This window comes from Mesorhizobium cantuariense (assembly GCF_042647205.1).
In the GTDB taxonomy this organism is placed as follows: Bacteria; Pseudomonadota; Alphaproteobacteria; order Rhizobiales; family Rhizobiaceae; genus Mesorhizobium; species Mesorhizobium cantuariense.
On record NZ_JBHRVD010000001.1, the window covers coordinates 5,234,706 to 5,248,803 of the forward strand.

The 14,098-nt window shown below is 60.4% G+C and carries 12 protein-coding genes; 6 read left to right on the forward strand and 6 right to left on the reverse strand.

What is annotated here, in order from left to right:
- The first annotated feature begins 235 nt into the window (after window positions 1–235).
- A complete protein-coding gene (locus ACFOJ9_RS25645) occupies window positions 236–1,342 on the forward strand; it encodes a branched-chain amino acid ABC transporter substrate-binding protein (protein ID WP_378988061.1) in 1,107 nt (368 codons plus the stop codon).
- A 108-nt stretch (window positions 1,343–1,450) separates the two neighbouring features.
- Here the strand turns inward: ACFOJ9_RS25645 and ACFOJ9_RS25650 are convergent, their stop codons facing one another.
- Window positions 1,451–2,119, reverse strand: a complete 669-nt coding sequence (locus ACFOJ9_RS25650; protein WP_378982502.1) for a 2-hydroxychromene-2-carboxylate isomerase — start codon at window positions 2,117–2,119, stop codon at window positions 1,451–1,453.
- 330 nt (window positions 2,120–2,449) lie between these two features.
- Here ACFOJ9_RS25650 and ACFOJ9_RS25655 point away from each other — a divergent pair, with 330 nt between their 5' ends.
- The 4 genes from ACFOJ9_RS25655 to ACFOJ9_RS25670 all read left to right on the forward strand — a co-directional run bounded on the left by ACFOJ9_RS25655 (window position 2,450) and on the right by ACFOJ9_RS25670 (window position 7,402).
- Window positions 2,450–3,352, forward strand: coding sequence for a branched-chain amino acid ABC transporter permease (locus ACFOJ9_RS25655; RefSeq protein WP_378982504.1), 903 nt, complete (start codon window positions 2,450–2,452; stop codon window positions 3,350–3,352).
- A gap of 124 nt (window positions 3,353–3,476) precedes the next feature.
- Window positions 3,477–4,592 (forward strand): branched-chain amino acid ABC transporter substrate-binding protein, encoded by a 1,116-nt coding sequence (locus ACFOJ9_RS25660; protein WP_378982507.1) that lies wholly within the window; start codon window positions 3,477–3,479, stop codon window positions 4,590–4,592.
- A gap of 131 nt (window positions 4,593–4,723) precedes the next feature.
- Window positions 4,724–5,992, forward strand: a complete 1,269-nt coding sequence (locus ACFOJ9_RS25665; RefSeq protein ID WP_378982510.1) for an MFS transporter — start codon at window positions 4,724–4,726, stop codon at window positions 5,990–5,992.
- Between the two features lie 390 nt (window positions 5,993–6,382).
- Window positions 6,383–7,402 carry a LysR substrate-binding domain-containing protein gene (locus ACFOJ9_RS25670; RefSeq protein WP_378982512.1) on the forward strand — a complete coding sequence of 340 codons (1,020 nt, stop codon included), beginning with the start codon at window positions 6,383–6,385 and terminating at the stop codon, window positions 7,400–7,402.
- A 21-nt stretch (window positions 7,403–7,423) separates the two neighbouring features.
- Here ACFOJ9_RS25670 and ACFOJ9_RS25675 read toward each other — a convergent pair whose 3' ends face one another.
- Both ACFOJ9_RS25675 and ACFOJ9_RS25680 read right to left on the reverse strand, forming a co-directional pair.
- Window positions 7,424–8,866, reverse strand: a complete 1,443-nt coding sequence (locus ACFOJ9_RS25675; RefSeq protein WP_378982514.1) for an aminotransferase-like domain-containing protein — start codon at window positions 8,864–8,866, stop codon at window positions 7,424–7,426.
- 27 nt (window positions 8,867–8,893) lie between these two features.
- Window positions 8,894–9,415, reverse strand: coding sequence for a GNAT family N-acetyltransferase (locus ACFOJ9_RS25680; protein WP_378982516.1), 522 nt, complete (start codon window positions 9,413–9,415; stop codon window positions 8,894–8,896).
- A gap of 212 nt (window positions 9,416–9,627) precedes the next feature.
- Here ACFOJ9_RS25680 and ACFOJ9_RS25685 point away from each other — a divergent pair, with 212 nt between their 5' ends.
- A complete protein-coding gene (locus ACFOJ9_RS25685) occupies window positions 9,628–10,533 on the forward strand; it encodes an NAD(P)-dependent oxidoreductase (protein ID WP_378982518.1) in 906 nt (301 codons plus the stop codon).
- Between the two features lie 128 nt (window positions 10,534–10,661).
- Here ACFOJ9_RS25685 and ACFOJ9_RS25690 read toward each other — a convergent pair whose 3' ends face one another.
- The 3 genes from ACFOJ9_RS25690 to pldH all read right to left on the reverse strand — a co-directional run bounded on the left by ACFOJ9_RS25690 (window position 10,662) and on the right by pldH (window position 14,098).
- Window positions 10,662–12,053 (reverse strand): endo-1,3-1,4-beta-glycanase EglC, encoded by a 1,392-nt coding sequence (locus ACFOJ9_RS25690; protein ID WP_378982521.1) that lies wholly within the window; start codon window positions 12,051–12,053, stop codon window positions 10,662–10,664.
- Window positions 12,054–12,386: 333 nt separating this feature from the next.
- Window positions 12,387–13,223, reverse strand: coding sequence for a sulfite exporter TauE/SafE family protein (locus tag ACFOJ9_RS25695; protein WP_378982523.1), 837 nt, complete (start codon window positions 13,221–13,223; stop codon window positions 12,387–12,389).
- A 128-nt stretch (window positions 13,224–13,351) separates the two neighbouring features.
- The gene (pldH, locus tag ACFOJ9_RS25700; protein ID WP_378982525.1) at window positions 13,352–14,098 is read right to left on the reverse strand and encodes a pyridoxal 4-dehydrogenase, SDR-type; all 747 of its coding nucleotides are present in this window, start codon (window positions 14,096–14,098) and stop codon (window positions 13,352–13,354) included.

Sequence of the window (14,098 nt, forward strand, 5' to 3'; positions counted from 1 at the left end):
GGGGCAATACCTGCAAACCGAGACTCGGGGTTAACGCCTCAATTCCATATCCGTTGTTGTCAGGCTTGCGACGGACGTATCGCCTGAGAAATCCTCACAACGATTGAACAACTCTCTTTTGCCCGCCTATTCGGTCGTCGCCATTGTCCACCCGTATGCCTGCGCCACAGCAACCCTTATCCGATGTGTTGCCGGCTTCGCTCTCATTCCGGAGGGGAAAAGGACAATGAAAACAATGTACTTTGCAAAAGCACTAAGTTTTTCTGTCGTCGCGGCGCTGATGTCGGCACCCGCCGCGAGGGCCGATATAACCATTGGACTGGTCGCGCCCTTGACCGGCCCCTTGGCCGCCTATGGCGAACAGTTGAAAAACGGGGCCGAGGCCGCCATCGACAACATCAACAAATCCGGCGGGATCGGCGGTGAGAAGGTCGTCGTAAAACTTGCTGACGATACGGGCGACCCGAAGCAAGGCGTTTCGGTCGCGAACCAGCTTGTCGGCGACGGCGTCCACTTCGTTGTCGGCCCCGTCACATCGAGCGTATCGATACCGGTTTCCGATGTTTTTGCCGAGAACGACGTCTTGATGATTACGCCAACCGCCACCGCGCCGGATCTGACAAACCGCGGTCTCACAAACGTGTTTCGCACCTGCGGGCGGGACGACCAGCAGGCCGAGGTCTCGGCGAACTATCTTCTGCAGCATTTGAGGGACAAACGTATCGCGATCATTCACGACAACGGGACCTACGGAAAAGGGCTCGCCGATGCGTTCAAGCGAGCGATTAACGGCGGCGGCGTCAGCGAAGTCCTCTACGCATCGCTGACCCCTGGCGAGAAGGACCTGTCGGCCTTGGTTGCGCGGCTTAAGGTCGAAAAGGCTGAAGTCGTCTATTTCGGAGGTTTCCATCCGGAAGGAGGGCTGCTCGCCCGACAGCTTGCCGACCTTCAGATCAAGACGCAGATTATCGGCGGTGAAGGTATCTCCAACACAGAGTACTGGGCGATCGCCAATGAAGCTGCTGCGGGCACAATCTTCACCAACGCCAGTGACGCGACCAAAAACCCGGCATCGTCCGACGCCTTGAAGATACTCAAGGAGAAAAACATCCCGCCGGAAGCCTTCACGCTCAATTCCTACGCTGCCGTCGAAGTGCTGAAGTTCGGCATCGAAAAGGCCGGGAAGTCGGCAAGTGTCGCCGATGTCGAAAAGGCACTCAAGTCCGGAGAAGCAATACCGACCGCGATCGGCGAGCTGACCTATGACAACAATGGCGACCTGAGCTCGCCGAGCTTCAGTCTTTTCACATGGAAGGACGGAAAGATCGTCAACCTTCAGTAAGCGCTTTGTTTCGCTCAAGAACGAGAAAAGGCCGGTTCGAATCGGCCTTTTTTCTATTGCTCTTGGCCGCGGCCCCAAGGAATTTGGCCGTGTCGGGCCGTCATGCGCCTACCATCCGCCGCAGGAGAGCCAGCGGTCGACCATCGCCAAGCGGTCCGAGCCCCAGAAACCTTCGCCGTCGACAACAACGAATGGCGAACCGAAAATCCCTCGTTCGATCGCCTCGTCTGTTCGAGCCCGCAGCACGTCCTTCCATTTGTGATCCGCAGCCGCGTTGCTCAGCATTGTTGCGTCGTGTCCGAGCTCCGCGCCAAGCCGCGCCGCAATGGAAACATCGGCTATGTCGGCGCCGCGTTCGAAGAGAGCAGCCAGAAAATGGCGGGCCAAGGGACCAGCTTTGTCAGGTTCGAAGCTTTCGACGGCATAGGTCATTCGAGCCGGCGCCAGAGAGTTCAAGGGGAACACCGTCGGCAGCGAAAACCGCACCTTGTGCAGCCGGGCCAATCGCTGCCAGTCATGCAATGCGTAAGCGCCGCGCAATTTCTGGCCCGGCAGCGGGCTCATCCCTGTGACTTTCAACAGGGCTCCAAGCAGAAATGGTCGCCATACGACCGGTCGGTCGTGACGCCGCGCTACGTCGACGATTTCCGGCGCGGCAAAAAATGCATAGGGCGAACTGAACTCGAACCAGAACTCGATGGGTGCCGAGTGTTTCATGGACTGGTTCCTTGGTGCTGAACCCACCTCCGAGGAAAAGGAGGAACGGCCGCCAGCCAAGATCGTACAAGGAATGGGAACCCTTGCCGTCTCCCTGTCTGTCGACCGTTCCCAGCAGACTGTCGCAAGGCCCATCCACAGGCCTGCCAGCAATCCGCAGTGTACGTGGGTACGCGTTGTTGCTAGCCAACCCGGCGCGTACGCTGCAAGCGAGGGATATTCAGCCGCAGATTAGCGCCGCTCATGCATGGCCGTTTCTGGCCGCTCGACCTGCACCCCCATCGACCGAATGAAAGCTCCTCACCCACGGACGAGAACAAGTCGCTTGAGGCACCGCAGTGCTCACCCTCTGTTGTGCGCAAACAAGGGTCCGGTCCAAGAGGGGTCGACATGGAATATTTCGCCCAGCAGGTGCTCAACGGTCTGACGTTGGGCGCGATCTACGCGCTCATCGCCTTGGGCTATACGATGGTCTACGGCATCATCGGCATGATCAATTTCGCTCATGGCGACATCTTCATGCTGGGCGCATTCAGCGCGCTGATCGTGTTCCTTGTCCTCGTCAGCCTTTTCTATTCCCTGCCTGTGGCCGTTGCATTGCTTGTCATGGCGATCGTGGCAATGGTCCTGACAAGCCTTTGGAGTTGGCTGATCGAGCGGATCGCCTATCGGCCGTTGAGGGGTTCTTTTCGCCTCGCGCCGCTGATAACGGCGATCGGCATTTCGATCATGATTTCGAACTTCGTGCAGGTCGTTCAGGGTCCGCGCAACAAGCCGATTCCGCCGATGATCTCGCAGACCTTTGAGTTCTCCGGCGTGGTCGTGACGCTGAAGCAGATCGTCATTCTGGCCGTGACCGCGGTGCTGCTGGCCCTCTTGTGGTACCTCGTCAACAAGACGCCGCTCGGACGGGCGCAGCGTGCCTGCGAACAGGATCCGAAGATGGCGGCGATGCTCGGCATCGACGTCGATCGGACTATATCCTTGACCTTTGTCATGGGCGCCGCCTTGGCCGCGGTCGCCGGCACGATGTTCATAATGTATTACGGGGTGATCTCGTTCTCGAGCGGGTTTATCCCGGGCGTCAAGGCCTTCACCGCCGCGGTACTCGGCGGCATCGGCTCGATACCGGGGGCTGTCCTTGGCGGCTTGCTGATCGGCCTCATCGAGGCCCTTTGGTCGGCATATTTCTCCGTCGACTACAAGGACGTGGCGGCCTTCTCGATCCTCGTCGTGGTGCTGATCTTTCTTCCTTCCGGGCTGCTGGGCAGGGCCGAAGTCGAGAAGGTCTGATCCCTTTCAACGCGATATCCAGTTCGCAACCCGGACCTCGTCCGGCACGTCGAATACCTGCGGCAAGGGGTGAGTGTCGCGGGAGAAACAGCCATTCTCACCGTCTAACGAGTGGAGCACAGGAATGAGAAAACGACTTGTCCCAGCCATTGCCGCCGCGGCCTTCGCGGCATTTGGAGCCAGCGCGCATGCCGATATCCTGCTCGGCGTCGGCGCCCCGATCACAGGTCCGAACGCTGCGTTTGGCGCCCAGGTCCTGCGTGGCGCGCAGCAAGCGGTGGATGATGTCAACGCAGCAGGAGGCATCAACGGCGAAATGCTCAAGATCGTTATCGGAGACGACGTCTCCGATCCGAAACAGGGCATCTCAGTCGCCAACAAGTTCATTGCTGACGGCGTGAAGTTCGTCGTGGGCCACTACAATTCCGGCGTCTCCATTCCGGTCTCGGGAGTGCTGGCCGAGAATGGAATTCTGGAGATAACCCCGGCCTCGACCAACCCGCGCTACACCGAACGGGGCCTGTGGAACACGTTCCGCATGTGCGGACGCGACGACCAGCAGGGCATTGTCGCTGCAGCCTACCTTACCAAGACCTTCAAAGACGCCAAGATCGCCATCGTGCACGACAAGACCCCTTATGGGCAGGGTGTCGCGGATGAAACGAAAAAGGCGCTGAACGGCGCCGGTGTGCATGAAGTGATGTACGAAGGCATCAATCCGGGAGACGTCGACTTCTCCGTCCTCATCGCCAAGATGAAAGAAGCTGGCATCTCGGTGGTCTATTATGGCGGCCTGCATACCGAGGCCGGCTTGATCCTCCGCCAGCTTGCCGACCAAGGCCTGAAGGCAACGGTAATGTCCGACGACGGCACGGTGTCCACGGAGATTTCATCGATCGCGGGAGATGCGATCAACGGCTTCACCTTCACCTTCCCGCCGGATCCCCGCAATCGCGACGTCGCCAAGACCATCGTGGACACGTTCCGCAAGGCCGGCTTCGAGCCAGAAGCCTATACACTCTATTCGTATGCCTCGGTGCAGGTGATCGCCGAGGCGGCCAAGGCCGCCAACAGTATCGACCCGGCAACGGTTGCCGAGCAGATCAAGAAGCATGGCGTCTTCCATACTGTCCTTGGCGATCGCAGCTTCAACGAAAAGGGCGACACCACCAATCCCGACTATGTCGTCTATAAGTGGAACAAGGGTGACGACGGAAAATACATCTATAGCCAACTCTAGCTACAGAGGCGGCGCTTCAAGGCGCGACTGCGGATGAATGGCCTTCCCTCCAGGTGAGCCATTCTCATACCAAGATCTTCGCCGGCTGGTCTAACAATGACCAGCCGGCTTTCATTTCTGGAGGATCACCGTTGCGCCCTTCCACCGTCTCCCCTGCGGGCCAGGTTCCGTTTAAACGTTCAACGCCGTCGCCGCTGTTGCTCATGATCGTCGGCGGAGCCATCCTGTCGATCTGCATGGGATTGCGACAGAGCCTCGGTCTCTTCCTCCAGCCGATCCGTGCCGACATCGGCGTTTCGGCAAGCACGTTCGGCTTTGCGCTTGCCTTACAGAACCTCGTTTGGGGGTTGGCGCAACCCGTAATCGGGATGGCCGGTGACCGCTACGGCCCACGGCCGGTGCTGGTAACCTGTGCCATAATCTACGCTTTCGGCCTCGTGTTGATGACCTGGGGAGGGCCGGTCGTCGGTCTCAACGTCGGAGCCGGTGTCCTGGTCGGCATCGGCATTGCCGGATGCGGCTTCGGCGTCGTTCTTGGCGCGGTGTCGCGCAGCGTTCCGGCGGAGAAACGCGTTCAGGCGCTCGGCGTTGTTTCAGCCGCCGGCTCGGTGGCGACGCTCGTGATTGCGCCTTTGGGTCAATCGTTGATCGATCATGCAGGCTGGCGCATGGCGGTGCTTGCATTCGCCGCACTTGCCCTGGCAATCGTGCCGATATCGTTTTTTGTCGGCGGCAAGCCGGCAGTGGATAGAGCGGCGGTGGAAGTGTCTTCATCGACCAAGGCCGCGGTCGGCGCAGCAATGCGGCACCCCGGCTTCATCGCCATGTCTCTTGCTTTTTTTGCCTGCGGCTTCCAGCTCCAGTTCATCACCGTTCATCTGCCCACCTATCTCGGCATTTGCGGCATCTCTACTGAGATCGGCGCGCTCGCGCTCGGTGTCATTGGGATCGCGAACGCCATAGGCTCCTATGTGACGGGGCGACTGGGCGCTCGACACAACCCGAAACAGCTTCTGGCTCTGATCTATCTTCTACGCACCCTGGCTATCGTCGTTTTCGCGGCGTGCCCGGTGACCGCTTTCTCGACTTTGGCCTTCGCGGCAGTCATGGGCTTTCTCTGGCTCGGGGTGGTTCCTTTGGTTTCGGGCCTCATCTCGAATATGTTCGGCCTGCAACACTTCAACACGCTTTTCGGTATCGCCTTTTTCACCCATCAGCTGGGCGGCTTCACGGGCGCATGGCTGGGTGGCTTGTCCTACGACCTGACCGCTTCCTACATGCTGGCTTGGGCCTCGATGGCCGTGGTGGGGCTTCTGGCCTCCCTGCTGCAATGGTCTATGAATCACCATGACCGGTTCCCGCATGGCGCTCCGCAATTCGACGCTGGGCGATCTCGCTAAGCGCCGCGGACGGATCGATCCAAAGGGGCAATCTCAGCACCTGTCTTACGTCATGGCGCGATAAACCCAGATCGGTCAATTCGCGGTCGTCCATCTCCAGCATTCCGATCAGCTGGCGCCTGTTCAAAACAATCCTGACCAACCGCAGCAGCCAGCGCATCGCGCTGTGTCGACCAGCGGCAGCCACCCCAGTGGAACTCGTTTTCACCGCAATCTCCTCGGCCCGGTCTCGCACCCAAGGAGTCGGCTCGTCGCGCCACCGCCGCAAACGAGTCTTGTTTACCCAACTTGAACAGCTCTCATCCGGACGGGCTGCTATGCGGAAAATTGTATCAGATACAATATCGACATTGACTTAGCGACAATAGCAATGTGAGTACTGGCCACTGGATGAGCATCGCACATCCATTTTGGGGTCAAGAGAGAATGGGTTTCAGGCTCCCTCCTATGAATACCTTGCGGCTGTTTGAAGCCGCGGCCAGGCTTGGCAGCTTCAAACAGGCGGCAGAGGAAGTGCATGTCACGCCAAGTGCTGTCAGCCACGGCTTGCGGACGCTTGAACACTGGTTGGGAGCGGAACTCTTCCTGCGGGACGCCAGGGGACTTACTTTGACCCAGGCAGGCGAGGCCTACGCAGCCGAAGTGCACCATGCGCTGACAATCCTGGCGAGTGCGACCCAGGTGTTTCCCGGTCGACGCAAGGCAACGGGCGCACTGTCCGTGAGTGTCGCGCCGACATTTGCAAACCGCTGGCTGCTCCCAAGGTTGACCAAATTTGCGGACCGCTACCCCGACATAAACATCACGATAGACACCGCCCGGCGCCACGTCGATTTTTTGACCGACGGGTTCGATCTTGCAATACGCATGGCAACATCTTCGCGACCCAGCGAATCCTGGACAGAGCTGGTGGCGGAAACCTTCGTGCCGGTATGCTCGCCAGAGTTTGCTCGCGACCGCGGCTGCAGAGAAGAAATCCGGCTCATTGACCGCGCACCGTTAATTCACGTCACTGCGGCCTCGGAAGACTGGGCGGCCTGGTTCCAGGCCAAGGGCATTGCCATGGTTTCAGGGTCGCGGACAATCAACGTCGACACTATCCAACTGGCCGCGGAAGCGGCTATCCAAGGGCTGGGCATCGCCATGGGCAGGAGGCCGGTGATGAACGGCTACATTGACGCAGGCGACCTCATTGAGATAGCCGGCCCACCGATCTCTCTTGCCACGCGATACTGGCTGGTCGGGACCCATAAATCCTTCGACCGGCCGGAGATCAAATCGTTCAGGAACTGGATCCTGCAGGAACTCAAGTCGCAATCCTCGCCGCCGGCGGCATCGCATTCGCGCGACGGCAGGGTTCCGGTTGGCGCGACCAGGAATTTGAGGCTGGTTGCGCAAGGCCAGGCTTAGCGAGAGAGCCTTCGCCCCAGGCTAAACTATGGCCGACGAGCGCCCTGGCGTTTCCTCAGTCAGCGACTGCGACACGACCTCCAGCGCCCGTTGAAGCACCGATCGGTCGGCGACGCTGCCCAGACATATCCTGAGGCCGCTCACGCCCTGCCCCACCAGTGGCGCATCGGGAGGCGTGATCTGTATGCCGGCGCGAAGGACCCGGCCATAGGCACGCTCGGCCTGCAAGGAATCGAGCGGCAGCCAGACATGCAATGTCTGATCCGCCCCCGGTGTTGAAACGTCCTTACCAAGGATCCGTTGAGCCGTGGCGGTGCGCCAGCGCATTTCCGCAAGCACTTGGCCAACCAGCGTATCAACAACGCCGTCTTCCACCCATTGGGCGAATACCAGAGCATTCTGGGCAGGCGGCGCGTAGCCGGTCGCGACGATGTTGTTCAATATCCGCTCACGCCATGAGAGGTCGGGCGGCAGCACAAACGCCAGTCGAAGTCCCGGAGAAATGCTCTTCGACAATGACGCTATGTAGAACGTGCGCTCAGGCGCAAGATCTGCCAAGGTCGGAGGCAGGCGGATCGAACCGCCCGCGATCGCGCGATAGGCATCGTCCTCGATAATGAACAGGTCATGGCGGCGCGCGATTGCTGCGATCTCGCGGCGCCGGTTGGTGGACATGGTGCTCGCCGTGGGATTTTGCAGGGTGGGAACCACGTAGAGAACCTTGCTGCCTGTCGACGCAGCCACCTTCTCCAGCGCCTCCGGAACGAGACCTTCCGAATCCAGTGTAACCCCCTCTAGCTTCAGGTGCGCGGCCCTGGCGATAAGCTTGAGGCCATGAAAGGTGGCCGCCTCGCACAGCACAGTGTCGCCGCGGCTGCAGAGGGTTTGCAAAAGCAACGAGAGCCCATGCTGCCCACCATTGGTCTGGATCAGATTGCTGGCGGAGGCGATATCCAGTTCGTGCCGCTCGCGGATCCATCGGGATGCCGCGGCGCGCGCGCTGCCCAAACCTTCAGGTGCGGTGTAGCGGCTGGTCTCGGCGAAATCCTGGCGCCGCCAAAGACGGCCCATCGCCTCTGCCAGATACCGTGATGTCAAGCCGACGGGAGGAAAGTTGTATGCGAGATCTATCGGGCTGGCAGAGCCGCGACCTTGCTGTTCAGCCGCGGCTGTGACGAAGGATCCTCGCCCGACCTGCGAGGACAGCAAGCCGCGGCGTTCCGCTTCGCCATATGCCTTGGTGACCGTCCCGGTGCCGATGGAGAGCGCGTGCGCCAGATCCCGGTGCGCGGGCAACCGTGTGCCTGGCGCCAACCGGTTGGCGTGAATGTCCTGCTGGATCGCGTCGGCGATGCGTTCATAAAGCGGCGCCGATCCTTCCTCGATGTTTGGCTTCCATGACTCCACTGCATCACCCGTGACCACAATGCGTTTAAGTGCGTCACTATACGCAATCTCTCCCAATTCGTCCCGCGTATTGCCGAGGCGGGATCAAGCCTCCGCCCCGGTAAGCCACGACAATTCGATCAGCGCCTGATCCCCGCCAGCGCGTCGGAAGCCGACGGCGATGGCCAGTCGAAGCATGGCCTTGTTGTCTGGCATGGCATGGCCAACCAGACGCTTGAGGCCCACAGCCTTGGACCACCTCATGACGTGCGAGATCAGTGCCCGTCCGATGCCGCGCCGTTTCGCGTCCCAGCGCACGATCAGAGCGATCTCCGCGGTGGACGGGTCGACATACTCCAGGTTCAGGATTCCCAGAACATCACCGGAAACGCTGCAGGCGGCGAACGCCATGCCTCGGAGCGTTGCGTTTCGGCAAGGCAGCAGACACGCGCCTGAGGTGCGTGGGCCGCCAAATCTCCAGCGTAGGTCGGACCGACGGAGGCGGCTGAAAAAGGTGTCACAAAGACCTCCCTCGACGCCCTGGAGCGACCGGATGAGGTAGCACCCGTGATGCTCGTCATTCGGTGCCGCAATGCCGGCACTCGGCGATTCTGTCATTTCGACCATCGTGAGCCCAAGGAGAGTTCCGGTCGCAATCCGTGTGACGCGCCTTTCCTCTATTCGGCGCCATCGAGCGGCAACGACAAGTGAAAGATGCTCACCTGCCCCGAAAGCTTGTCCATTGGTTTGGTTGGGTCAGATGTGTAGGTACGCCGCAACCCGGCAACGGCCACCATGGCCGTCAGCCAGGTTGAGCGAATGCCGACTGGAGGTCGATGATGGACGGCACACCACGCGTGGGTTTCATCGGGTTGGGGCATATGGGCTTGGCGATGGCGATGAATCTGGCCAACGCCGGCCCGTTGACGGTCTGGAACAGGTCGGCCGGCAAGGCGGCCGCACTCAAGCGGGCCGGAGCAAGGGTTGCTTCCAGCCCGGATGACCTGTTTGCTTCATCAGACATCGTTATTCTGATGCTGACCGATGGAGCCGCTATCGATGCCGTTCTCGATCGGTTCTCCAGCCGTTTTACGGCTCGCGTGAGCGGTCGCGTCATCGTGCATATGGGCACGACCTCGCCGGACTATTCCCTGCAGCTTGAGAAGGATACCCGCACGGCGGGAGGCGGCTACGTCGAGGCACCCGTATCGGGTTCGCGCAAACCCGCCGAAGCCGGCCAATTGGTCGCCATGCTGGCCGGTGAGCCAGCGGCCGTTGCGGCGGCGCGGTCGTGCCTGACACCGATGTGCAAAAGCTCGATCACCTGCGGCGCGGTTCCAAAGGCGCTTCTGATGAAGCTCGCGGTCAATATCCTCCTGCTGGCGACGGTCACCGGCCTCGTGGAGTCACTGCATTTTGCCCAGCGCGGCGGGCTCGACCTCGATCAGGTCATCCAGGTTCTCGCGGCAAGCCAGATGGCGAGCGACATTTCACGTCTCAAGGCGCCGAAACTCGTGCAAGGCGACTTCTCAGCCCATGCGACGATCGCGGACGTTCTGAAGAACGGGCGGTTGATTGCTGAAGCGGCCAGGAGTCGCGGGATCGCCTCGCCCGTCCTTGATGTCTGCCGCGACCTTTACGAGGAAACCGTCGCGTTGGGCCATGGCGACCTCGACATGATCGCGGTGGTCAAAGTCATCGAAGCGCGGACAGACCACTGTCGCGAGCCGAGCCGAGACACATAGATGAGACGCGCGGCCAAGGTTGCGCTCGTTAGGCCCAGACCGCCGCAGCGAACCTTACGGCAAAAGAGGCGCCGGCCCGGTGGCGCCTCCCATCGATCGACGTCGTGCCGTTTCGCTCTTTCTTCCGCCTAGATAACCCAATCGTTCAACGAATAGGCATGGATGTAGTCGATCTGCATTTCCGCGGGCGTCGCAAGCCCGTCGGCGGGCGCTCCCGCGATGCCGCCCACTGCCAGATCGACCAGCATATACATCGGCTCGTGCATGTCGGCAGGTGTTTCGGCACGGGCAACTTCGACGTCGTCGAAATACCAGACGAGTTCGTCTTCCGTCCACAGCACCCCGTATGTGTGGAACCCTGCGGTATCCGAGACAAAGGGCGTCGAAGCCGCTGTTGTATGAGTTCCCGTCTCGTTCGAGTGGCTTGTCAGAAGAAGCTTGTTTGGATCCTGACCGGTCATCTCTATGACGTCCAGTTCCGGTGGCCAGGAGCCGTCCGCCGGCAGAAGCCAGAAGGCCGGCCATGCGCCTTGTTTTTCGGGCATGTCGGCCCGAATTTCGAAATAGCCGTAGGTTTGTGCGAAGGATTCGTAAGTCGTCAGCAAACCTGACGTGTATTGGTAGTTGTTTATGTAGGGCTTGATAGCCTCAGGGGCTCGGGCGGCGGTAATCGTGAGAACACCGTCCTCGATGCTGAACGGGTTGACTGAACTCGTCGGGGCGTAGCCGGTATCGATATACCATTGAAGCTCGCTATTGCTCGTGAGCGAGCTACCATTCGCGCCTCCCCACCAGAAGTTCGTGTCCCAGGTGCCGCTCGAGCCATTCCACAGGTTCAGTGTGTTGAACTCGTCCGAGAAGGTAAGTTCCAGATGCGACCTGTCCAGGGCCAGATCGAACTGGCTTGCGGTGAACTGGTCGATTGTCTTGTTGGCGAAGACGAGAAACTCGGTGTCGGATAGATCAAGCCGGACGTTCGCTCCCGACTGGATCATGTTGGCGTGCACCTGCTCGAAGGAGGTGAAGCCGTAGCTCCCGACGCGCACTGTATCCTCGGCGCCAAAGTCCAGGATCAGGTCACTGCCGTTGCCGGGTGCCACGACGAAAATGTCCGCCCCGGATCCGCCCTTGAGAACGTCGTCGCCCTTTAGACCGTCGAGCGTCTGTTGGCCGGAGCCGCCGGTAATGATGTTGTTCAGCTCGTTTCCGAAAGCATAGCGTTTGTCGTTCGTGACCGTCAGGTTCTCGAAATTCGAAGGCAGCCTGTAGCTCATCCAGGTCGAAATGGTGTCGACACCCTCGTTGGCCAGTTCGACCGCCTTGTTCTTCGTGGAATACAGATAGTAGATATCATCGCCCTTGCCGCCATACATCGTGACGCTGACGTTACTGTCGCCGTAGAGCGAGTCGTTGTAGATGCTGCCATAAAGTGCCGGGCCGGAATTCGTCGCCGAGTACCATCTGGTCGAGGACCCGCTGTAGGGGAGTGGAACGCCCTTGGCGTTCAGGACGGTGGCCATGCTGGTCTCTGCTCCTTGGACTCGCCTCAATGTCAGCCCTAGCATCTATGGAGGGCACGAGAAGCCAATGCCTTTTTGGGCCTTCGAGTTCTGTTCGACTTGTTAGAGTTACCAAGAACTTAACACGCAGGCGGTCCGGGCCGCGCCCATTGCCTCGAATGCATCAAGGTTGGGCTGCCAGCACTTTTTTTTATCACAAGTCGTCGCAATCTGGGGGGCGAGGTTTGACTTCGCCGTCAGCGTGGAGAAAACGCGCGTTGCGTCATCAAAGGGCGGTCCGCCGAGCAACATGTGACGGCGTGCGGAATGCCGCGACGGCCTGCCTGTCAGGATTCAGGAAAGCAGCATTCGCCCAGCCGTGATCGCCAGGAAAAACGCAAAGGCAAGTTTCAGGTAGCGCGGGTTGAGCGCGTGGGCGAGCCTTGCGCCCAAGGGTGCGAACAGAAAGCTCACGGGCGCTATGATGGCAACAGCCGGCAGGCTGACGTAACCCAGGCTGAGCGGAGGCCTGCCGGCAATCTCGAGACCCGACCAGATGAAGCCGGCCACCGCTGGAAGCGCGATAAGCAGGCCAAGCGCCGATGATGTGCCGACGGCCCGGTGCACCGGAAAGGAAAAGCTGGAAAGCGTCGGCACCGAGAGCGTGCCGCCACCAATTCCCATGAGCGAAGAGACGAAGCCGATGACAGAGGCGATCGCACGGTTGATCCAGCCGCTTTGCGGCAAGTGATCGGAGATCACGAGATGCTTCGGCAACGCCATGTTCACGGCCACCAGCAGGCCGACGACGCCGAAAACCAGCCGCAAGCCGGCGCCCGGGATGAATTTCGACATGATGCCACCGACGAGGGCACTGACGAAAATCGCCGGTCCCCAAAGATTGAGCAGAGGCCGATCGACATTGCCGCGCCTGTTGTGTGACCGCATCGATGAAATCGAGGTGGGGATAATGACCGCAAGCGACGTCGCGACCGCCAGATGGCTGATCACATCAGGCGAAAAGTGGAACAGGCTAAGCACCCAGAACAGCACCGGGACGATGACGATACCGCCACCGACTCCCAGCAGGCCAGCCAGCACGCCGGACGCCACGCCGGTCATGGCCAGACCGGCGACCAGCATTGCAATCGTCAGCCCGTCGAAAACCGACGTGTCGAATCCGAAGTCCACTATGATTTCCCTTTGATTGGCCATCTGCGACATGGCCTTGCGGATAAACTTTGGCCGCACCCGTCCGCTGTTGCGACCTCGGGACAGGTCGCCCAGAAGTGTGCGGCGGTTTTTGGGATGCGCTTTAGCTAGTGGCGCACCATCCCAGCATCGACATTGAGCGTCTGGCCGGTGATCCAGCGCGCATCGTCGGAGGCCAGGAACGAAACCACGTCGGCGATATGTTCCGGCTGCCCTTTGCCTTTCATCGCCTGAAGCATCTCGACAAAGCCGAACGCTTCATTGTGCGGGCTCGCCTTGACGCCGTCGCTCTCGATCAGGCCGGGCGTCACCGCGTTGGCGGTGATGTTGTATTTGCCGAGTTCTGTGGCGAGCGCCCTGGTGAAGCCGATGACGCCGCCCTTGGCCGCGACATAGGCCGCCATGTTCGGGGTGCCGGCAAAGAAGGTGTTGGATGCGATGTTGATCACCCGCCCGCCCTTGCCTGCCGCACGCATCTGGTCCGTGCCGGCGCGGCTGACAATGAAGGTACCGGTCAGATTGACGTCGATGATCTTGCGCCAATGGTCGAGATCGACATCGTCCCAGGCGACGAACGGCACGATGCTGGCATTGTTGATCAGAATATCGATGCCTCCGGTCAGGGCCTGGATTTCGGAGAAGAGTGCCTTGACCGATGCCGGATCGGAAATGTCGGCGGCGATCGCCCTCGCCTTTCCGCCTATCGTCGCGGCCGCTGCCTTGGCGCCTTCGGCATTGATGTCGCTGACGATCACGGTTGCCCCGTCAGCGGCAAGGCGCGCTGCGATCGCCTTGCCGATACCCTGCGCGGCGCCCGTAACCAGGGCCGTCTTTCCCGCAAGCCGTTCAGTCAT

Bases quoted from the DNA above. Each gene is read 5' to 3' on its own strand.
- ACFOJ9_RS25680 (WP_378982516.1), bottom strand. From the start codon at position 9,415: ATGGTCGAAATGACAGAATCGCCGAGTGCCGGCATTGCGGCACCGAAT.
- ACFOJ9_RS25685 (WP_378982518.1), top strand. From the start codon at position 9,628: ATGGACGGCACACCACGCGTGGGTTTCATCGGGTTGGGGCATATGGGC.
- pldH (WP_378982525.1), bottom strand. From the start codon at position 14,098: ATGACTGAACGGCTTGCGGGAAAGACGGCCCTGGTTACGGGCGCCGCG.
- ACFOJ9_RS25670 (WP_378982512.1), top strand. From the start codon at position 6,383: ATGAGCATCGCACATCCATTTTGGGGTCAAGAGAGAATGGGTTTCAGG.
- ACFOJ9_RS25655 (WP_378982504.1), top strand. From the start codon at position 2,450: ATGGAATATTTCGCCCAGCAGGTGCTCAACGGTCTGACGTTGGGCGCG.
- ACFOJ9_RS25645 (WP_378988061.1), top strand. From the start codon at position 236: ATGTACTTTGCAAAAGCACTAAGTTTTTCTGTCGTCGCGGCGCTGATG.
- ACFOJ9_RS25660 (WP_378982507.1), top strand. From the start codon at position 3,477: ATGAGAAAACGACTTGTCCCAGCCATTGCCGCCGCGGCCTTCGCGGCA.
- ACFOJ9_RS25690 (WP_378982521.1), bottom strand. From the start codon at position 12,053: ATGGCCACCGTCCTGAACGCCAAGGGCGTTCCACTCCCCTACAGCGGG.